Annotated in this window: 20 protein-coding genes, 1 other RNA gene and 1 riboswitch; of the genes, 16 read left to right on the top strand and 5 right to left on the bottom strand. The window is 34.8% G+C overall.

Going from position 1 to position 20,129, the window contains the following annotated elements:
- Window positions 1-21 precede the first annotated feature (21 nt).
- Complete coding sequence (gene recU, locus MKY81_RS16415; RefSeq protein ID WP_107920404.1) at window positions 22-633, bottom strand: Holliday junction resolvase RecU; 612 nt, start codon at window positions 631-633, stop codon at window positions 22-24.
- Between the two features lie 636 nt (window positions 634-1,269).
- Here recU and MKY81_RS16410 point away from each other — a divergent pair.
- The 3 genes from MKY81_RS16410 (at window position 1,270) to MKY81_RS16400 (ending at window position 2,592) form a co-directional block, all read left to right on the top strand.
- Window positions 1,270-1,512: a hypothetical protein gene (locus MKY81_RS16410; RefSeq protein ID WP_066228544.1), complete on the top strand. Its 243-nt coding sequence runs from the start codon at window positions 1,270-1,272 to the stop codon at window positions 1,510-1,512.
- Between the two features lie 105 nt (window positions 1,513-1,617).
- Entirely contained in the window at window positions 1,618-1,992 is a 375-nt protein-coding gene (locus tag MKY81_RS16405; RefSeq protein ID WP_066228541.1) for a YppE family protein, read from the top strand.
- Between the two features lie 87 nt (window positions 1,993-2,079).
- A complete protein-coding gene (locus MKY81_RS16400) occupies window positions 2,080-2,592 on the top strand; it encodes a YppG family protein (RefSeq protein ID WP_066228538.1) in 513 nt (170 codons plus the stop codon).
- A gap of 73 nt (window positions 2,593-2,665) precedes the next feature.
- On the opposite strand, the gene MKY81_RS16395 is transcribed toward MKY81_RS16400, so the two are convergent.
- Complete coding sequence (locus MKY81_RS16395; protein ID WP_066228533.1) at window positions 2,666-3,136, bottom strand: Hsp20/alpha crystallin family protein; 471 nt, start codon at window positions 3,134-3,136, stop codon at window positions 2,666-2,668.
- Between the two features lie 142 nt (window positions 3,137-3,278).
- Between MKY81_RS16395 and MKY81_RS16390 the strand changes: the two genes are divergently transcribed.
- The 11 genes from MKY81_RS16390 (at window position 3,279) to MKY81_RS16340 (ending at window position 15,213) form a co-directional block, all read left to right on the top strand.
- Entirely contained in the window at window positions 3,279-5,576 is a 2,298-nt protein-coding gene (locus tag MKY81_RS16390; protein ID WP_108071416.1) for a DEAD/DEAH box helicase, read from the top strand.
- A complete protein-coding gene (locus MKY81_RS16385; protein ID WP_108071418.1) occupies window positions 5,567-6,814 on the top strand; it encodes a ribonuclease H-like domain-containing protein in 1,248 nt (415 codons plus the stop codon). Before MKY81_RS16390 ends, MKY81_RS16385 begins: the two co-directional genes overlap by 10 nt.
- 431 nt (window positions 6,815-7,245) lie before the next feature.
- Entirely contained in the window at window positions 7,246-7,530 is a 285-nt protein-coding gene (locus MKY81_RS16380) for a CotD family spore coat protein (RefSeq protein WP_066228525.1), read from the top strand.
- A 78-nt stretch (window positions 7,531-7,608) separates the two neighbouring features.
- Entirely contained in the window at window positions 7,609-8,160 is a 552-nt protein-coding gene (locus tag MKY81_RS16375) for a DUF1273 domain-containing protein (RefSeq protein ID WP_108071701.1), read from the top strand.
- Between the two features lie 73 nt (window positions 8,161-8,233).
- The gene (gene gpsB, locus MKY81_RS16370; RefSeq protein ID WP_066228522.1) at window positions 8,234-8,536 is read left to right on the top strand and encodes a cell division regulator GpsB; all 303 of its coding nucleotides are present in this window, start codon (window positions 8,234-8,236) and stop codon (window positions 8,534-8,536) included.
- Window positions 8,537-8,616: 80 nt separating this feature from the next.
- Window positions 8,617-9,012, top strand: an RNA gene (gene rnpB, locus MKY81_RS16365) — RNase P RNA component class B.
- A 146-nt stretch (window positions 9,013-9,158) separates the two neighbouring features.
- Window positions 9,159-10,295, top strand: a complete 1,137-nt coding sequence (locus tag MKY81_RS16360; RefSeq protein ID WP_066228519.1) for a THUMP domain-containing class I SAM-dependent RNA methyltransferase — start codon at window positions 9,159-9,161, stop codon at window positions 10,293-10,295.
- A gap of 127 nt (window positions 10,296-10,422) precedes the next feature.
- On the top strand, window positions 10,423-10,593 hold the full coding sequence (locus MKY81_RS16355; protein WP_160331418.1) for a hypothetical protein: 171 nt from the start codon (window positions 10,423-10,425) through the stop codon (window positions 10,591-10,593).
- Window positions 10,594-10,675: 82 nt separating this feature from the next.
- The gene (locus tag MKY81_RS16350; RefSeq protein ID WP_108071420.1) at window positions 10,676-12,598 is read left to right on the top strand and encodes an ATP-dependent DNA helicase; all 1,923 of its coding nucleotides are present in this window, start codon (window positions 10,676-10,678) and stop codon (window positions 12,596-12,598) included.
- Window positions 12,599-12,716: 118 nt separating this feature from the next.
- Window positions 12,717-14,228 (top strand): carboxypeptidase M32, encoded by a 1,512-nt coding sequence (locus MKY81_RS16345; protein WP_425319823.1) that lies wholly within the window; start codon window positions 12,717-12,719, stop codon window positions 14,226-14,228.
- A gap of 73 nt (window positions 14,229-14,301) precedes the next feature.
- The gene (locus tag MKY81_RS16340; protein WP_341118343.1) at window positions 14,302-15,213 is read left to right on the top strand and encodes a DMT family transporter; all 912 of its coding nucleotides are present in this window, start codon (window positions 14,302-14,304) and stop codon (window positions 15,211-15,213) included.
- 21 nt (window positions 15,214-15,234) lie between these two features.
- On the opposite strand, the gene MKY81_RS16335 is transcribed toward MKY81_RS16340, so the two are convergent.
- Genes MKY81_RS16335 through MKY81_RS16325 form a run of 3 tightly spaced genes read right to left on the bottom strand, consistent with a single transcriptional unit; the run spans window position 15,235 to window position 17,525 of the window.
- Window positions 15,235-16,887 (bottom strand): b(o/a)3-type cytochrome-c oxidase subunit 1, encoded by a 1,653-nt coding sequence (locus MKY81_RS16335; RefSeq protein ID WP_066228513.1) that lies wholly within the window; start codon window positions 16,885-16,887, stop codon window positions 15,235-15,237.
- A complete protein-coding gene (locus MKY81_RS16330) occupies window positions 16,884-17,363 on the bottom strand; it encodes a cytochrome c oxidase subunit II (protein WP_108071424.1) in 480 nt (159 codons plus the stop codon). The genes MKY81_RS16335 and MKY81_RS16330 overlap by 4 nt, the downstream gene beginning before the upstream one ends.
- Before the next feature lie 21 nt (window positions 17,364-17,384).
- Entirely contained in the window at window positions 17,385-17,525 is a 141-nt protein-coding gene (locus MKY81_RS16325) for a subunit I/II of b(o/a)3-type cytochrome C oxidase (RefSeq protein ID WP_066228507.1), read from the bottom strand.
- Between the two features lie 186 nt (window positions 17,526-17,711).
- A riboswitch (purine riboswitch) is annotated at window positions 17,712-17,813 on the top strand.
- Between the two features lie 144 nt (window positions 17,814-17,957).
- Here MKY81_RS16325 and MKY81_RS16320 point away from each other — a divergent pair.
- Entirely contained in the window at window positions 17,958-18,545 is a 588-nt protein-coding gene (locus MKY81_RS16320) for a xanthine phosphoribosyltransferase (protein WP_066228506.1), read from the top strand.
- Entirely contained in the window at window positions 18,545-19,852 is a 1,308-nt protein-coding gene (locus MKY81_RS16315) for a nucleobase:cation symporter-2 family protein (protein ID WP_341118342.1), read from the top strand. The genes MKY81_RS16320 and MKY81_RS16315 overlap by 1 nt, the downstream gene beginning before the upstream one ends.
- Window positions 19,853-20,129: the final 277 nt, after the last annotated feature.

The raw sequence follows: 20,129 nt of genomic DNA, 5'->3' as shown, positions 1-20,129 counted from the left end.
TAAAACAATGGTTGATATGCTCTAACCATTTTTAATAATTTTTTCGATAATTTGTAAATAATCAATTCGAGGATGAAGACCTATAGGTAAAAGGTATCCAAATTGTTTAATTTCCTCTTTTTTTATCGATTTTCTTCCGCCAGAGGTCATCCGGTTCCAAAAGTTAAATAAATATTGACTCTCTAATAAAAAAATCTCTTCCGTTTTAGCAAATCGAAGGATGACGAAAGAAATACCATTTTGTTGGACAACTTTTTTCATATGATCAATTTGATGTTCATGGAAATTCTGCAATGGAAAAGATGTTGTATTGTTTGTTTCTTTTGCTTCAAAATCAATATACTTTCCTTTATAAACACCATTATAATCAGTTGTTGATGGTTGCTTAAAATAAGCCTCTTTAATGACAGCTGTACTTCTGGACTTATAATCAACATGGACAATTTGAACAGGCGTAGGTTTCTTATGAATGACAGCCAGATCATTTTGCAAATAATATTGATTGGTTATATTTAAGTCTTCTTCTAACGTCATACCTCTATTACTGTACGAAATACTATTCGATGTTTTCCGTGTATTTTTGTCCTTTTTGTCGAGAATGTACTTTTTCCCATTTGGGTATCTTAATTCCACCCATCCTCACCTCACAAGCTAAATTATATCATAGCAGAAATATATGTTGATTGGGTGAATAAAAAGTCCGATTTCTCGTTAAGAACACTCATCATCGATGAAGTTAGCTTGTTTATTGAAGTAAATCAAACTTTTTCAACGACATAATCTCGATTTCTTTAAAATAATAGCAAATGGTCATTTTATCCAAAGGATATTTTTTGTGAAAATATTCTCTTCAAATATTGACGAAGAAACATTGTGATAAGTTTCAATTATTACTAACCAATTAAGTTATGCCTTATATACAATTGTCAATAAAAAAAAAGCAAGGACTAAAAATCCTTGCTTTTCTTAAGTAGACGGTCGATTTGGACCTGATAATTTTGGGTTACTATTTCCTGCCTTTGTCTTAGCTTTTTCTTCTTTTTCCTTTTGTTTTTTTAGCTCGTTATTCATATTTGAAAACACCTCCTAAATTTATTTTGTACTTCGCTTAACTTCTCATACATTTAAAAAATACTGTCGAAAAAGGATTCAAGTAATGTATATTTACCACTTTCTTTGCCGAATCCGTTCTAGTTTTGTCATGCTTGAAGGTGAATCAAAATAGAACAAGAATATGTATTTTAAGAAGCAAAAGGAGGGGGAAGTTTTATGTTATTAAAAGATGATGTTTTATTAAAGTTAGGTGAGTTAGAGCAATTAGTTGAAAACCTGGAGGATAGCCTCGTTATACGTTGTAATAATGAAAGAAAAGAAATTGCATCAAAAATACATCGATCCCATTTGCAATTGGAGAAAAAAATTAAAATGCTTGAGAAAAAAGTAAGCATTAAAATGAATTCTACACCTAAAACAATTAATAAATTTACGTATAAACTACAAAACCTAGGTTAATACGTGTTCTTTGACCGGATTGGAAACAAACTTTATAATAATATATATTCTTTTTAGAAATTCAGTAGCTTTTAAAGCTGCTTTTTATTTAGGAGGTACATTTTAATGGTTGAAGATCAGCTAATTGAATTAACAAAACAATTAATCGCATTAAATGAGGCTGCTTTTCAGTCATACAATTCAGTTAGGGAAACTGGGGTACAAGGAGATTTTTATTTAGAAGTAAAACCCTTTGCTGATCGAGTTAAACATATGTGTGACGAATGGTTACCACTTGCAACCGAATGGGTAGAGACCGTACAGCCAAAACATCTTCATTCCATACAATTAAAAAATACGAGTGAAAATTTACAAATGGTATCGGTTAAAGCATTCTTTCCGGATGCGAGTTTAAAAAAGTTTAAAGAACATATACGATCTGTTGATTATGTATTAAGAAGATTACTTGAAGAATTGACAAAATATCATAATAACCCTTAAAGAGATAATTAAATAGATATATCACCATTTGAATTCCCCTTCATATTGTAATAATGTGATGACTGTGTAAACGGGAGGAAATGCAAAATGAAGGGAAACCGTTCAAATAGTATAAATCCAATGTTGTTGCGTAATTATCAACCTCAAAATCACCAATATTCAGCACCTTTTCAACCATATGTTCAAGGGTATCAACAAGCAAATAATTACTATTATCATCCATTTGGAAACCCTCAACCATCTCAATTACCACAGCAGGGGCCATTTGGCTCTAGTTCTTATTTTCATCAGCAAGGAAATGGGTATTCTAATGATGTACAACAAACCCATATCTTTCAAAACCCATTACAGCCCGCAGAAGAATATCAAAACCTTAAATCACAAAATATGCAAAATCACTTTCTAAATCCATATCCGCCACAAGCTGGAACAGCCGTAAAACCTCAGCAAGGTGGCGTAAACTCGTTAATGAATTCTTTTAAATCACAGGATGGGTCACTAGATTTTAATAAAATGGTCAATACAGCCGGGCAGATGATGAACGCTGTCAACCAAGTTTCAACGATGGTCAAAGGGCTAGGAGGTCTCTTTAAGTCATAGGCTCCGAGGCCTTTTTATTTTTTGTTCATTACATAGTAAAAAGGAGTCATTATCTAACTCCTTTTTATCCCGTTTATTCAATTCTTAAGCGCTTTCCCTTTTCTTTAGGAATGGTGATCGTTAATAGTCCATCTTCGTAACTAGCATTAATTTTCTCTTCAATTATCGGACCCGGTAAAGGAATTGTCCTTGACGATCGTTGAAGCGTGTTCTTTTTATAAATTGATTTTTGTGATTCATCCTCTTTTGAAACTTTTTCTTTATGTTCAACAGTAATTGTTATATATTTTTCTAAAATATCTATATCTATTTGTTCTTTTTTTATGCCAGATAGTTTTGCCGTTATTATATAATTATCACCAGAATCACTAAATTCTACGGGAAATCCACTTAACGGAAAAGGTGATGTGAAAAAGTCATCAATACTTTGAAGAACCCCCTTAACAGGACGTTCCTGAAAAAGTTCATTGATTGATCGAAAAAGATCTTGAAATGGTTCTTGGAATAAGTTTTTCTTTGGTTCTTCTGGTAATTTATTAGACATTCACTCTACTCCTCTCGAAACATGCTTTTTTACAATTATTATATGTATTTGCTAAGGAATAAGTGATTTGATAATTGAGGATATAAATAACTATGAAAACGAACGTTTATTCGCTAAAATAGAGATATTGAGGTGGAAATTGATGAAAAGAAAAAAAGATCTTCAAGATCTCATACAATTTTTAAAAGAAGACACAACTTTTAATAAACAAATTGTTCATTGGCACACGCTGGAAGCCACACCCGCTAAAACAGTACCGTTTCCTTCAAATATACATCCAAAAATAAAGAGTTCGCTTGAAAAAAGGGGGATTGTTGACCTTTATACTCATCAGCGAATCGCATTTGATTACGCAATGGAAGGTAACAGTTTTGTAGCTGTGACTCCGACGGCTTCCGGAAAAACATTATGTTACAATTTGCCTGTTCTACAAACAATCATAAATAACCCTACTTCAAGGTCACTTTATCTGTTTCCTACAAAAGCATTAGCCCAGGATCAAAAAAGTGAATTGAATGAAATGATTGAAGAGGCTGGGGTACCAGTAAATAGTTACACATATGATGGGGATACGCCTGCAAATATTCGGCAAAAAGTAAGAAAGGCCGGACATATTGTTATTACGAACCCAGATATGCTGCATTCCGCTATTTTGCCACATCATACAAAATGGGTGGCCTTTTTTGAGAACTTAAAATACATTATTATCGATGAATTACATATTTATCGTGGAGTGTTTGGAAGTCATGTAGCAAATGTTATTCGCAGGTTAAAACGGATTTGTGAATATTACGGTAGCAATCCCATATTTATATGTACATCTGCTACAATTGCGAATCCGCTAGAATTAGCGGAAAAGCTAACAGGGGAATCAATGGAGTTGATTAACAATAATGGCGCTCCAAGTGGAAAAAAGCATTTTGTCTTTTATAATCCGCCTATTGTCAATAAGCCGTTAAATGTGCGCAGGAGTGCAACATTGGAAGTACGGGATATAGCGAAAGAAATGCTCGAGCAAAAGATTCAAACGATTGTATTTGCAAGAAGTAGGGTAAGGGTCGAAATTATTTTAACTTACTTACAAGAAGTAATTAAGCATCAATTAGGTGAGAAATCAATCCAAGGATACCGCGGCGGATATTTACCTACCCAAAGAAGAATGATTGAAAAAGGGCTAAGAAACGGTGACATAATTGGTGTAGTGAGCACAAATGCGTTAGAGCTGGGTGTCGATATTGGTCAATTACAAGTATGTATTATGACAGGATATCCCGGAACGATTGCTAGCGCTTGGCAGCAGGCTGGTAGAGCAGGGCGCCGCCAGGGGGAGTCACTGGTCATTATGGTAGCAAGTTCTGCTCCATTAGATCAGTATATCATTGAACATCCGGAATATTTTTTCAATCAATCTCCCGAAGTAGCGAGGATTAACCCGGATAACTTAGTCATTCTAGTGGATCATATTAAATGTGCAGCATACGAATTGCCTTTTAAAAAAGGAGAATTATTTGGTGAATTGGAAGTAGAGGATATATTAGAGTTTTTAGTAGATGAAAGAGTGTTGCATTATCGAAGCGAGAAATGGTATTGGATGCAAGATTCATTTCCCGCACATAATATTAGTTTGCGCTCGGCATCGCAAGAAAATGTCGTAATCATCGATATTTCCGATATAGCAAATGTAAAAGTAATCGGTGAGATGGATCAATTCAGTGCCATGACTCTCTTACACGACGAGGCGATATATTTGCATCAAGGGAATCAATACCAAGTGGAGAAATTAGACTGGGCAGAGAAGAAAGCATTTATTCGAGAGGTAGAAGCGGATTATTATACAGATGCTAATTTGGCCGTACAATTGAAAGTTTTAGAAGAGGATAAGCAAAAAACGGTAACAAATGCACATGTTTATTATGGGGATGTAACCGTACAAGCAATGGCTACTATCTTTAAAAAAATAAAATTTAATACTCATGAAAATATCGGCTCCGGACCTATCCATCTTCCTGAACAGGAATTGCATACAAATGCTGCTTGGCTTTCATTTGAAAGTCCATTACCTGAAAAGCAATTAGAGGAAGGATTAATTGGACTTTCTACTGCGTTAAATTCAATTGTACCTTTATTTGTCATGTGTGATCCTCACGACATACATGTAGTACCACAAATAAAAGCGATACAAAGTGAAAAGCCAACCATCTATTTATATGACCGATATCCTGGTGGAATAGGATTAAGCGAGAAAGTGTATGAAAATATATCCACTATTATGTATAAGACGATGGATATGGTGAGAAATTGTCCTTGTGAAAATGGTTGTCCATCATGTATTGGATTAGAAGGTGTCTCTTCAAATACAAAGAGGACCGTTTTAAATTTAATAGAATTTTTACTAGAGGATACAGGCTGCCTTACAAAGGATGAAAGTAAATGTCTATGAAAAATAAACTACAACGTTTTAGAACTCATTTTGGATTAGAAAATAACCAAAATGTGGAAAGTGACCAAGTGATCAAGGAAAATCGAAACAATGAGGAAATTCCATTTAGAACGATGTGGGAAGAAATGAATACTTCTATTTACTATTTTGAAAATGAGTACTGTTTTATTAGAGAAGTTCACTACCCTTTAGAGCATTTACATGGAAAATATCGGTTTCGTGATTTTTTGACGGCAATGGAAATGTGGAATGAATCCGAAGTTCATCATCCACTTTCGGCCTATGGATTTGAACCGCAAGAGTTATTTTTTTTTGATACTGAAACAACAGGTTTAGGAGGGGGCACTGGAAATACTATATTTTTATTAGGATATGCGAGTGTAAATAATAATGAGATTATTTTAAAGCAACATATTCTGCCTGAACCGGGACTTGAAATTCCTCTCTATCAAAGTTTTTTAGAGAATATCAATTATTCTACACTTGTTACCTATAACGGTAAGGCATTTGATTGGCCGCAAGTAAAAACAAGGCATACGCTTTTACGTGAACATATTCCGAAACTTCCATCATTTGGACACTTTGATTTATATCATGCATCTAGACGCTTTTGGAAAGATCAGTTGCCTTCAGTAAAACTGTCAAATATTGAACGGGATATTTTAAAATTTGAGCGGATTAATGATGTCCCAGGATATTTGGCACCAATGATTTATTTTGACTTTGTTGAACGAAAAAATCCTGAAGGGATATTTGAAATATTAAGGCATAATGAATATGATATTCTTTCATTGATCACGCTATATACGCATTTATCGTTCCAAATCCTTCAAAAGGATCCTAATCAAACGACTCGTGAAAAGTATCAATTAGGAAAGTGGTTTAACTATATTGGTGAAAAAGATGCAGCAATTCAAACTTTTGAACAGGCTGCCATAAATAATGATATTAATGCAAAATTTGAATTGGCGTATTTTTTAAAAAGACAAAAGCAATTTAACAAAGCAAATTCGTATTGGATGGATGTCGTACAATACGGCAATAGTGAAATTAAAAAACAGGCATGTATAGAAATCGCAAAATTACAGGAGCATCAATTTAAAAACTTTAATCTTGCGAAGGAATATACTGAAAAGGCATTATCTTTTCACGAACAAAACCAACAACATATTCAACCCGAAAAAGATAAATTTCTCCAAAATGCGCTAAAAAGATTAGCAAGACTTAAGAAGAAATAATTCCCCTATTTCCTGGGTAAGCGCAGGATTCGACGGAGGGTTTCAAAAAGTTTTACATCATCCGATAAAATTTAACAAAATGTCATCAAAAGTTTTAAAATCTGTTAAATTTTTGTGATTGTGTCGAATGTTTGAAACAGGTAAAATATAAAATTGCAAAGATCAAATAAAGTGATAATAAAGTAGCTATAAACAGTAAAATAATTGAGTTGGGGTTGAAAAAATGTATCGGGCTTTGTTTATTTTGTTTTTTGTCGTTGTCGGACTTACAGCGTTACTTTTTACTAGTTTAAAAGAAAGTTTTTATTCATTCTTTTAAAGTCGATTTTATATTATATCTTCAAAAAATAGGTATTTTCATTAGTACATGTTATAGCCTTTTAACATAGTTTGTTAGTGTATCAGACAAATTAATGAAGGGAGTTATGACTATGTTTTGTGGAAAGATTTTACCACCGGTGGTTCATCCAACTAAATGCTGTATAAATCACACTCAACAGAATTTTATTCAACCACATATTTTTCCTTCTCATACAACGAATGTGAATCATCAAGTAATCGGTCATAAAAATTATTATCCTCATACTGAATCATTTGTAAATGAGGTTACTAATGTAAATCTTGGTCCTGCTGTTGGTCCACCGCCAGTCGGACCGGGTGTGGGAGGCTTCGGGCCTGGATACCCTGGAGCAATGCCATATGGATTTCCATGTTAATAGAACGATAGAACAAGGATGGTAACGCCATCCTTGTTTTAGAATATTAATAATGAAAAAGGTGCGTATTCATAAGTGATTAAGGTAATATCTGTAACAGGCTATAAACCGTTTGAATTAGGTATTTTTTCCGATAAACATCCAGCGGTTGGAATCATTAAAAAGGCGATAAAAAAGGAACTTATTAGATTAGCGGAAGAAGGTCTTGAATGGGTTTTAATTTCCGGACAGTTAGGCGTAGAGCTTTGGGCAGCTGAAGTTATTTATGAAATACAAGGCGACTACCCTGCGATTAAGCTTGCGATTCTTACACCATTTGAAAATCAAGAAGAGAAATGGAATGAAAGCAATAAAGAATTTTACGATATGATTCTTTCTCAAGCTGATTTTGTCGATTCGATATCAAAACAGCCTTATACAAGTCCCCAGCAATTTCGAAATCGAAATAAAATTTTTTTGCATAAAAGTCAAGGTATGCTCATAGTGTATGATGTACAAAATGAAGGGTCACCAAAATATTTATATGAAGAGGCTAAAAAGTATAAAGAACAAAATCAGTTTGATATCATATCAATTGATTTTGATCAATTACAAATGTTGATTGAAGATGAAAAGTGGGATACATATTAAATTGACAAACATAGTTATTTTTGAAAGAATAATAATAATGGGCATCCTGCGAAAATATAAGGTGGTGTGTAAAATGTTATCTGATAAAGTGAAATTAACTGCTAAAGATATTTTAGAAAAAGAATTTAAAACAGCGGTACGAGGCTATAAACAAGAAGAAGTTGATAAATTTTTGGATTTTATTATTAAGGATTATGAAACATTCCATCAGGTAATTGAAGATCTACAACAGGAAAATATGCGTTTGAAGAAACAGGCGGATGATTCATTTCGCAGACAACCTTCGCAGCCAACGACAGGTACAACCAATTTTGATATTCTAAAAAGACTTTCAAATTTAGAAAAACATGTTTTTGGCAGTAAGTTAAGTGAATAATAAAATATGGATATAATTTCTTATTGCAAAATAGGAAAAAGTTCAATATAATAGATAAGCGGTCAAGCCGTAAGTTAATAACGTTCGGGTAATCGCTGCAACAGTAAATGTTGTTGAGGAAAGTCCATGCTCGCACGGTGCTGAGATGCACGTAGTGATCGTGCCTAGCGAAGTCATAAGCTAGGGCAGTCCGGATAACTCTGGATTGACGGCAGGGAAAATTCCTAAGTCCTAATTGGATATGGAGTGACTACCTTTAAAGTGCCACAGTGACGAAGCCTTGTGAGAAATTACAAGGGTGGAACGAGGTAAACCCCGCGAGCGAGAAACTCAAATTATGGTAGGGGCACCCTTTTTGAGGAAGTGAACGATAAAAGGGACAAGCAATTATGCTTGTAGATAGATGATTACCACCAGCGTACGAGATCTTTACCTGATCGCTTGTAGTACAACGGTACAGAACATGGCTTACAGAACGTTATTAAAGGTAATAAACAAATAAATTCATGCTCTCCTTTTGGAAGGAGAGCATTATTTATATCAATTACCCGTTCTACAAAATACAAATATATAAGAATTTGGAAAAATTTAAAAAATGAATACATAGTAAAAGGGTGACAGGATGTCAAATTTTTCATTGATTGCTACTGCAGCGATGGGGCTGGAAGCGATTGTTGCAAAGGAAGTAACTAATTTAGGATATGAATGTAAAGTAGATAATGGCAAAATAGAATATCAAGGGGACGCTAAGGCAATCGCCCGCAGTAATCTTTGGCTGCGTACTGCCGACCGGGTTAAAATAAAAGTCGGTGAATTTAAAGCCCTATCATTTGACGAATTATTTGAAAAAACAAAGGCACTGAACTGGGAGAACTTCCTCCCTGAGAATGCAGAATTTCCTGTTCAAGGGAAATCTGTTAAATCAAAACTATTTAGTGTGTCGGATTGCCAAGCTATTGTAAAAAAAGCGATTGTTGAACGCCTTCGAAAACATTATAAAAAAACTTCATGGTTTGAGGAAAATGGTCCGTTATTCAAAATAGAAATAGCGCTACACAAGGATATAGCTACTTTAACAATTGACACAAGTGGTGTTGGATTGCATAAACGAGGCTATCGCGTAAATCAAGGGGAGGCGCCTCTAAAGGAGACATTAGCTGCTGCTTTAATTCAGTTAACGAATTGGCACCCTGATCGACCATTTTTTGATCCGTTTTGTGGTTCAGGGACGATCCCAATTGAAGCTGCTTTAATTGGCCAAAATATCGCACCTGGTTTTAATCGTGATTTTGCATCAGAGTCATGGCCATGGATTGGTAAAAAGGTGTGGGAAGATGCACGAAATGAAGCGGAAGATTTAGCGAAATATGATCAACCATTACAAATTACAGGCACGGATATTGATCATCGAATGATCGAAGTGTCAAAGGAAAATGCGATCGAAGCGGGCTTAGGTGATTTAATTACATTTAAGCAAATGCAAGTTTCTGACATAACGACGAAAAACGAATACGGTGTCCTTGTCGGAAATCCTCCATATGGTGAACGCCTCGGTGAACGCAAAGAGGTTGAAAAAATGTATCGTGACATGGGAAAAGCTTTCGCTGAGCTTGACACTTGGTCTGTATATATTTTAACTTCGTATGAACAATTTGAAGAAGTATACGGAAAAAAGGCAACAAAAAAGCGGAAACTATTTAATGGATTTATTCGAACAGATTTGTATCAATATTGGGGACCAAGGCCACCCAGGGTGTAAATGGGTGGCAAAAGGCCACCCAGAGTATAATTGGTGGCAAAGGCCACCTAGAGTTTAAAACGTGTGGAATAACTTCCTGCATTTCGGAATATAATAGTAATATTTCAATGTGAAAGGAAGTTTACTTTTGACCTCAACTGATTTTGATAAAATCGCAAAAGCAATTACCAATACATACGAGCTCATACGATTAGATGAACAGCCTTCGGAAACTGCTCTGGAAATGCTGAAAGAAGCAGAAATATCGTTAAATGAAGCAAAAAGTTATGTATTAACAAAATTGCAATCCATTTCATAAGAACGCAAGTGTATGCTGATACACTTGCGTTTTTATGTGAAGCACGCTTTAAAAAATTTGTATAAATCGCTGGAGGAACAAAATGAGAACTGGACTACCTTTTACTATTGCAAAAGAAGAATCGTTTTATGAAAAATTAGGTGATTGGATTGGCGATGTCTTTTATGAAATTTTACCCGAAAAAGGGTTTGAATTAAGAGATGAACAAATTTATATGGCTTTTCAGATGGAAAAGGCTTTTAAAGATAAAAAGGTGGTTTTTGCAGAAGCAGGTGTTGGTACGGGAAAAACAATTGTTTATCTTTTGTATGCATTATGTTATGCGCGCTACACAGGAAAACCAGCTATTATCGCATGTGCTGATGAAACACTCATTGAACAACTGATGAAAAAAGAGGGAGATATTAAGAAATTGGAGGTCGCACTTGGTTTACAGGCCGATGTTAGACTCGCTAAATCTAGGGACCAGTATCTTTGTTTAAAAAAACTAGATACCCAAATGCAAAAAAATGATACCGATGACATTAATTCTATTTATGATAATTTACCTGAATTTGTTCATGCTCAAGGATCTATGCTTAAATATGAAAAATATGGGGATCGAAAGGAATATTCAAATCTATCCGAAAAAACGTGGAAAACCGTCGCATGGGATTCACTTCAAGATTGTTTTTCTTGTGATGTCCGACATCGTTGTGGGCAAACGCTTCATCGGGATTACTATCGTAAAGCCGCAGATATAATTGTGTGTTCCCATGATTACTATATGGAACATGTGTGGACGAAGGAATCACGAATTAGAGAAGGGCAATTGCCGCTACTTCCGGAAGCTAGTTGTGTCATTTTTGACGAAGGACATCTTCTTGAATTTGCTTGTCAAAAAGCATTAACTTATCGTATTCAAACGGAAACATTAGAAACATTATTAACGCGTTTAATGGAAAATGATGTTCGTGACGAAACCCTATATACGATTGAAAATGTTCTGTTTTTAAATGATAAGTTATTTGAGAATATGATAAAAGAAGCAACGCCAGTCGTAGGATCTGAACGATTTGAAATTAAAAAGTCAGCTCAGATACTTAAATTCGCTCAATCGCTGCGATTGCAAATTGACAAATTATCCGAACAGCTTGTATATGAAGGTGAAATGTTTGTATTAAATGAATACGATTTGCGAATTGTAGAGGAATATTTAGAACAAATTCTTTACTCATTAAAGCTGTTTATAGAAGATACTGAGGGAATTGTCTGGTTTGAAATGACTGAATCAGATCATACACTTGTTATAATGCCAAGACTAGTAGAAGAAGTATTACGAAAAGAAGTATTTTCAAAAAATATCCCATATATATTTTCTTCCGCAACTCTTTCAAATAATGGTGACTATTCATATATAGCCAATAGTTTAGGAATTGATTCATATTTATCTTTTAAAGTAGATTCACCATTTGACTATGAAAGCAATATGGAAGTTTTTATTCATCGGAATAATGGGACCCAATATGATGAATTTCTTTCTTTACTAAAGGAAGCTGGCGGCAGAAGCCTTTTACTATTTAGTTCTAAAGATTCGATATCTGAATTTAAGCGATACGTTCTGCAACAAAAAGATATAGGTTTAAATATGTTATTTGAGGGAGATAAGGAAATAAGTCATTTAGTTTCTCAATTTCAGGAAAATGAAGAAACTGTTCTTTGTGCTTATCACCTCTGGGAAGGGCTGGATATACCGGGTCCATCATTATCAAATGTGATGATCGCGGAACTACCTTTTCCTCCAAAAGATCCTGTTTTCGATGCTAAGAGGAAAGTTAGTGTCAATCCATTCAATGAAGTCGATGTGCCGTATATGTTATTACGCTTAAAACAAGGAATAGGTCGATTAATTAGGACTTCAACAGACAAAGGAACCATTCACATTTGGATGTCACCATCTGAAAATGATGAGATTTTAGATTCTATTTTACCTTTATTACCTGTTAAACCAGCTTTTTATAAATAATTTAGAGAAAAATCGGGGTGAAACGACCAAGTTTCACACCGATTTTTATTGTTCTCCCTTTTCAGAAGAATATGATAAAATATACATGATCTTGATTTTTCTAGGGAGGTTCAATTTAATGATATCAGAACATACAAAAGAAATAGAAAAAGAGTTTTTAGAATATGTGAAAAAAATGCAAGCGTATAATGAAGCACTTGGATTAATTTATTGGGATCTCCGCACAGGAGCGCCGAAAAACGGTGTCGATCAACGATCAGAGGTCGTTGGTATGCTTTCATCGGAAGTATTTCAAATGTCAACCTCTGAGGATATGGCAGCATACATAGCTAGTCTCTCCGGTATTGAAGATTTATCGGAGATTACGAAAAAGACATTAAATGAATGTCAAAAAGACTATGATCGTAACAAGAAAATTCCAGTTAAGGAGTTTAAAGAATATGTTATCTTACAGTCTAAAGCTGAGAGTGTATGGGAAGAGGCGAGAGAAAAAGCTGATTTTGAAATGTTCCAACCCTATTTAGAAAAAATTGTTGAATTTCAAAAAAAGTTTATTGGATATTGGGGGTATGAAGGAAATAAATATAATACATTACTTGATATGTACGAACCGGGAATTACGGTAGAAATTTTAGACCAAGTATTTGCTGAAGTGAGAGATGCAATTATCCCATTAGTCAAAAAAATATCTGATTCCTCAAACAAACCGGATACTTCATTTATTTTTAAACATTTCCCTAAGGATAAACAAAAGGATTTTAGTTTGAAAATATTAGAACAAATGGGCTACGATTTTAATTCTGGACGTTTAGATGAAACGGTACATCCGTTTGCTACAGGATTAAACCCAGGAGATGTTCGCGTTACGACAAGATATGATGAAGGTGACTGGCGCACAGCTGTATTTGGTACCATCCATGAGGGCGGCCATGCATTATATGAACAAAATATTTCAAAAAAATTAATCGGAACTCCACTATGTGATGGCACATCAATGGGAATTCATGAATCACAATCTTTATTTTACGAAAATATTGTTGGTCGCGATTTTTCGTTTTGGAAACATAATTACAATGTATTGAAAGAGTACGCAGATGGCCAGTTCGATGAAATAAATTTAAATGACTTTTATAGGGCAATAAATGAATCAAAACCTTCTTTTATTCGTATTGAGGCAGACATGTTAACATATCCGCTTCACATTATCATTCGTTATGAGATTGAAAAAGGACTATTTAACGATGAAATTGAAGTAAAAGATTTACCGCAAGTCTGGAACGACAAATATGAAAAGTATTTAGGAATTCGACCTGGTAACAACGCTGAAGGAGTTCTTCAAGATGTCCATTGGTCTGGAGGAAGTTTTGGCTATTTTCCATCCTATGCACTTGGTTATATGTATGCAGCGCAATTTAAAAATGCTATGTTAAAAGAACTTCCTAACTTTGATGAGTTATTGGCTACAGGAAACTTAAAGCCAATCAAAGAATGGTTAACAGAAAATATTCATCAATATGGAAAATTGAAAAAGCCATTAGAAATTCTACACGATGTGACAGGTGAAGGATTGAACGCTAAATATTTAATCGATTATTTAACCGATAAATACACAAAGGTTTATAATTTGTAATTCATTACTTATGGCAACTGGATATATTCCGGTTGCCTTCATTTTCATATATCGAAGGAGGAATAATTAGGAATTGCCGCAGCTTTTTATTATTTTGGCAGCGTTGTCGTGGGGATTTATATCTGTTTTTGTTAAAAAGCTATCGAATTACGGATTTACGGAAATGGAAATAGTTACAATTCGTGTCGTATATGCATTTATAATACTGATACCAATTATTATCTTACAGCGGAAAAACTCAGTTATTCGTATTAGGCTCACACATTTACCCTATTTTATAGGTACTGGACTATGTAGTATCGTCTTTTTTAATTGGTGTTACTTTACCGCTATGAATAAATTATCGGTATCGTTTGCTGTGATGTTATTGTATACTTCACCTGCATTTGTCGCTATATTTTCCTATCTTTTTCTAAAAGAAAGATTAACGAAAAAGAAATTGCTCGCGGTTTTAATAACGATTATTGGATGTGCTCTCATTGCGATAAATGGTGGGGTAGGTGCTTCGTGGGATCAATTAGGCTTTGTTATCGGATTAGGAGCAGGATTAGGGTACGCATTGTATAGTATCTTTGGAAAACTTGCTACTCGATATTATGATTCTATAACGATAACGTTTTATACCTTTTTTGTAGCATCACTTTGTTTAGTTCCATTTTATCGCTTTTGGGAAAAATTCAATCAGATACCAAATGAATTACACTTATATATGATTGGATTAGCCCTTGTACCGACTGTATTAGCATATATATTATATACGATTGGTTTGAATCGGATAGAAAGCAGTACGGCTGCTATATTAGCTACAATTGAACCTGTTGCAGCGATAATTATTGGTATTACACTTTTTAACGAAAAAATTACTTTTGTTCAATTTGTAGGAATCCTATGTATTTTATCTTCCGTACTTATTTTAAGTATAAAAAGAAAATCTATTAAATCACATAAAAGTGAATTAAGCCTTTTCAATGAAAAAACCCGCTAATGGATAAGCGGGTTTACTTCATCACCATAATTTAAATCCTTTTGACCCAGGAGGGGCGTTTTGAATCATATCCATAAACGGAACGGTGTATGCGATTAGGATTAAAGCTGCCAAGACAGTCAACCATATTTTCCAGTTTTCAAGAACCATTGGTGTCTTTTCGGCATTTTCAGCAATTTCGCCGATTGGAAAGTCTTGTTCTCCTTTAGGTGCAAAGAATGCTAAATTAATAACAATTACGATAATTAGTACAATTCCTAAGAAGAGAATGGAACCACCAATAGCTTGAGCAACTTGGTATGGAATCCAATCAAGTGCTTGTTGGGCATTTCCATAAGTAGTAAATGCTGTACGTCTTGGTGCTCCTAGAAGACCTTCGAGATGCATGGATCCTGACATAAATGCCATTCCGATTGTCCAACAAATCGCTTGAATAATTGCTAAACGATTCATTGCTTTTGTGAATACTCTTCCAGTTAAATGTGGAATTAACCAATAACTTATACCAAAGAAAGTTAATACAACTGTTGTTGCGACGGTTAAATGGAAATGACCTGTTACCCAAATCGTATTATGGACAACTTGGTCCATTTGGTTAGAAGCATTGATAATCCCACCTGCACCAGCAGGGATGAAAGCAACCATACCGATAAACGGAACTACAAATCTAGCATCCTTCCACGGAAGTTTTTTCAACCAACCGAATAATCCTTTTGCTCCTTTGGATCTCCCAAACATTTCAAATGTTGCAAACATCGAAAAGGCAGTCATTAGGGAAGGTATAATAACCATAAATGTTAGAACAACTTGAACGAACTTCCAACTAGCATCGATACCAGGTTCAGTTAACTGATGATGGAATCCGACAGGTATTGAGAATAATAAGAAAAGGATGAATACTAATCGTGCAAGTGAATCTGAGAATATTTTTCCGCCAATAATTTTTGGAATAATGACATACCATGCCATATATGCCGGTAGTAGCCAGAAATAAACAAGTGGGTGACCAAAGTACCAGAACAGTGTACGGCTAACAAGTACATTCACTGTATCCACTAATCCTAATGACCACGGTAGAAGTTGAAATAATACTTCACCTGCCACACCCAGTGTACAAACAATCCATAGTAATGAATTCACTACGACCATAAAGCATAATAACGGACTTGGTTTTCCGGGATTTTGCTTTCTCCATCTCATATAGGTAGCAATCATCGCACCACATGCAATCCAACTACCTACAATTAAAAGTGTTAATCCTAAGTAGAAAAGAAAATGTGCTTGTAACGGTGCATAAAAGGTGTAAAGCACTGTCGCTTTATTTGTTAAAATCATCCATGTTGCAAAAATGGTACCGATGACCATTACAATAAAACCAATCCAACCAGATAATCTAGCTTTACTAGATAAAGTTCCAGCAGTACGACTTACAGCTGCAAATTGAAAGCCCAAAATAAAATAGGTTGTAAGGCCTAATCCGAGTAAAACACCGTGGGCCGTTAATATTTCATAATAATTAATTCCACCGGGCAATTCCAACTTACCGGATCGCACGAGCGTTTGTAAAAGTCCCATTAACCCGCCAACAGCGAGTGCGATAAATGCTACAGTAATATAAGCCATAGATAATCTTGCATCACGTTTATCCACTTTACTAATTTGTGCGTTCATCATTTATCCACCACCTTAATTCTAGCTGACATCATATGATGTCCTGTACCACAATACTCATTACATATGATTAGAAATTCACCTGTTTTATTAAAGGTTGTAACATATTCACTTATATAACCAGGTTCTAACATCATATTGACATTTGTTCCCGCAATCTCAAATCCATGGACAACATCCTTTGTTGTCGCGATAATTTTTACTTTAGCACCTTTCGGGATTTCTACTTCTCCTGGGGTGAACGAGAAGGCAGCTGCAACTATTACTAATTCGTAATCCCAATCTTTGCCCTGTACCTTGTGTAACCCTGGTTTCGTAAATGGTTCGGTTTCACTAACTCTTTCGGGATCAACGAATGCTTTTGCACTCGGTGGCTTGTGTCCTTGATGAAAGGCTTGGATCCCGACAATAGATAAGAAAATAATAAGTGCTGAAATTCCAAACGTAAGCCACCATTTCTCATAGCGATGTAAATGCATAATCGATTCAACTCCAATCATTTATAAACGATTTAAATAAAGACCAAAAACTGCAAGCCATGAAATAACTAGAAAGGCTCCTACGATAAAAACAGCAATCAAAGTCCCTTTTAAAGATGTTGGTTCTTCTTTTACCTTTTTTTTAGACTGTGGAATAGCCATGCTTTATCACTCCATTCATTTTGAATATCTTTAGATCTGTTACTTTTATCATAGTGATAAAGAAAACATCCATCTGTGACTTTTATCACACTTTAGCGTACATTTTGTGATGAATATGTGAAAATCTGAACAAATATTTTTTTGAAATAGCTTTTCAAGGGGGAATAAGGGTGATATAATCAAAACACAGTTAAAAAAGTATTCACTCATATAATCGCGGGAATATGGCCTGCAAGTTTCTACCAAGCTACCTTAAATAGCTTGACTATGTGTGAGCAATGGGTAAATCAATAATTTACTATATTGATTTTTTCGTATTTCTATTGACATCTAGTTCAATGGACATTGCCACACTCATATAAAGATGAGTGCAATGACCATTGGACTTTTTTATTTGTCCCTTTGGTCATAATCTACTTGGAGGGAAGAAGAATGGAATTATTAAAGCAAAAAATTAAAAATGATGGGCTAGTCCTTTCGAATTCAGTATTAAAAGTTGATTCATTTTTAAATCATCAGATTGACCCTGCTTTAATGAAAGCGATTGGAGATGAATTTGCCGATAGGTTTCGTTTGGATAAGGTAACAAAAATTTTGACGATTGAATCGTCAGGAATATCCCCTTCATTAATGGCCGCTTTGGCTTTAGGTATTAACGTAGTATTCGCAAGGAAACGTAAGTCACTTACCCTTGTTAATGATTTGTATTCTGCAAAGGTACACTCGTTTACCAAAAATGAGACGAACGAAATATCTGTCTCAAAAAAATTTATTAATGAAAATGATCGTATTTTGATTATTGATGACTTTCTTGCAAATGGACAAGCGGCATTAGGTTTATTAAATATCGTTGAGCAAGCAAAAGCCAAAACAGTTGGGATAGGAATCGTTATCGAGAAATCTTTCCAAGATGGTGGTAAGCTCCTTCGCAATAAAGGCATAAGAGTAGAATCTCTTGCGCAAATCGATGCGTTAGAAGATGGGGAAGTGAAATTTAAAGAGGTGGAGGTCATGGCCTAATGCAAAACAAATTTAAAATGGCAACTATAGGCATTCAGCATGTGCTTGCGATGTATGCCGGCGCAGTCATTATTCCTCTAATAGTTGGTGGAAAGTTAGGAATGACGAGTAAAGAATTAACCTTTTTAGTTTCAATCGATATTTTTATGTGTGGAATTGCAACGATTCTCCAAGTATGGAAAAATCGCTTTTTCGGAATTGGATTGCCGGTGGTGTTAGGATGTACCTTTACCGCGGTAGGTCCAATGATAGCGATAGGTTTACAAGATGGGATAACAGCAATATATGGAGCTGTAATTGCATCCGGACTACTAATCATTATTATTAGTAAATTTTTTGGAAAGTTAGTTCGCTTTTTTCCACCAATTGTTACAGGTTCTGTCGTGACAACGATTGGTATTACACTTATCCCTGTTGCAATGAATAATATGGCCGGTGGGGAGGGGAACCCGCAATTCGGTTCTTTAAGCAATGTCGGTTTAGCTTTCGGTACATTAGTAATTATTATCCTTCTGCAACGATTTTTTAAAGGATTCATTCGATCTATTTCGATTTTATTAGGACTAGTTATAGGAACAATAGCTGCAGCATTTATGGGGAAAGTTGATTTTTCACCGGTAAGTGATGCTTCTATGTTCCATATGATTACACCGCTGTATTTTGGAGTTCCAACGTTTGAATGGTCAGCCATTTTGACAATGTTTCTTGTCGCGATGGTAAGTTTAGTTGAATCAACTGGTGTATATTATGCATTAAGTGATATTACGAATCAAAAAATTTCAGAGGATGATTTAGCGAGAGGATATCGTTCTGAAGGATTGGCAAGCGTGATTGGCGGAATCTTTAATTCATTTCCGTATACGACATTTTCACAGAATGTTGGGCTTGTCCAATTATCCGGAATTAAATCCAAAAATGTTATTTATCTTGTTGGAATCTTTTTAATGATTTTAGGGTTAATTCCAAAGCTAGGAGCGTTAACGACCATTATTCCGTCATCAGTATTAGGTGGAGCAATGGTTGCGATGTTCGGGTCGGTCATCGCATCAGGAATAAAAATGTTAAGTAGAGTAGATTTAACTTCACACGAGAATTTACTTATCATCGCCTGTTCAGTTGGTATGGGAATGGGAGTAACCGTTGTACCCGGTCTTTTTGCAAATCTTCCTGAAAATATCCAAATTCTAACTAGTAACGGAATTGTAACAGGCAGCTTAACTGCTATCATATTAAATATTTTATTTAATATTGTTCCATCTAAGCAAAGAAGAAAACAAATCAAAGTTGTTGGTCAAAAGGTCTCATAAACTTATACCGAGAAACCATTTTCATCTCTCGTATTTTAAAGATCATAAGTCTAGTCACCCTTTTTATAATTTTTAATACAATATAGCTATAGAATGTTACAAAGTGAGAGTGCTACTGATTATGGAAAGGTATTACTGTGACTATTGTCGGATCATCAGCGAAAAAAATGAAAGATGCAGTAAATGTGGAAAAGATATTACACATAAAATCAATATTCAAGTACAATATCAATCAAATTTGAGGTCTAACCAAAAAAGGTTCTGACCTTTTTTTGTT

This window comes from Heyndrickxia sp. FSL W8-0423 (assembly GCF_038009395.1).
GTDB lineage: Bacteria > Bacillota > Bacilli > Bacillales > Bacillaceae_C > Heyndrickxia > Heyndrickxia sporothermodurans.
The sequence above is the reverse complement of the archived record's forward strand: the minus strand, read 5'-3'. Positions and strand labels throughout refer to the sequence as shown.

What these genes read in the sequence shown, in the direction of transcription:
- MKY81_RS16345 (WP_425319823.1), top strand. Translation starts at nt 12,717, where the DNA reads ATGATATCAGAACATACAAAAGAAATAGAAAAAGAGTTTTTAGAATAT.
- MKY81_RS16410 (WP_066228544.1), top strand. Translation starts at nt 1,270, where the DNA reads ATGTTATTAAAAGATGATGTTTTATTAAAGTTAGGTGAGTTAGAGCAA.
- MKY81_RS16315 (WP_341118342.1), top strand. Translation starts at nt 18,545, where the DNA reads ATGCAAAACAAATTTAAAATGGCAACTATAGGCATTCAGCATGTGCTT.
- MKY81_RS16335 (WP_066228513.1), bottom strand. Translation starts at nt 16,887, where the DNA reads ATGATGAACGCACAAATTAGTAAAGTGGATAAACGTGATGCAAGATTA.
- gpsB (WP_066228522.1), top strand. Translation starts at nt 8,234, where the DNA reads ATGTTATCTGATAAAGTGAAATTAACTGCTAAAGATATTTTAGAAAAA.
- MKY81_RS16405 (WP_066228541.1), top strand. Translation starts at nt 1,618, where the DNA reads ATGGTTGAAGATCAGCTAATTGAATTAACAAAACAATTAATCGCATTA.
- MKY81_RS16390 (WP_108071416.1), top strand. Translation starts at nt 3,279, where the DNA reads ATGAAAAGAAAAAAAGATCTTCAAGATCTCATACAATTTTTAAAAGAA.
- MKY81_RS16385 (WP_108071418.1), top strand. Translation starts at nt 5,567, where the DNA reads ATGTCTATGAAAAATAAACTACAACGTTTTAGAACTCATTTTGGATTA.
- MKY81_RS16380 (WP_066228525.1), top strand. Translation starts at nt 7,246, where the DNA reads ATGTTTTGTGGAAAGATTTTACCACCGGTGGTTCATCCAACTAAATGC.
- MKY81_RS16320 (WP_066228506.1), top strand. Translation starts at nt 17,958, where the DNA reads ATGGAATTATTAAAGCAAAAAATTAAAAATGATGGGCTAGTCCTTTCG.
- MKY81_RS16395 (WP_066228533.1), bottom strand. Translation starts at nt 3,136, where the DNA reads ATGTCTAATAAATTACCAGAAGAACCAAAGAAAAACTTATTCCAAGAA.
- MKY81_RS16350 (WP_108071420.1), top strand. Translation starts at nt 10,676, where the DNA reads ATGAGAACTGGACTACCTTTTACTATTGCAAAAGAAGAATCGTTTTAT.
- MKY81_RS16325 (WP_066228507.1), bottom strand. Translation starts at nt 17,525, where the DNA reads ATGGCTATTCCACAGTCTAAAAAAAAGGTAAAAGAAGAACCAACATCT.
- MKY81_RS16400 (WP_066228538.1), top strand. Translation starts at nt 2,080, where the DNA reads ATGAAGGGAAACCGTTCAAATAGTATAAATCCAATGTTGTTGCGTAAT.
- MKY81_RS16360 (WP_066228519.1), top strand. Translation starts at nt 9,159, where the DNA reads ATGTCAAATTTTTCATTGATTGCTACTGCAGCGATGGGGCTGGAAGCG.
- MKY81_RS16330 (WP_108071424.1), bottom strand. Translation starts at nt 17,363, where the DNA reads ATGCATTTACATCGCTATGAGAAATGGTGGCTTACGTTTGGAATTTCA.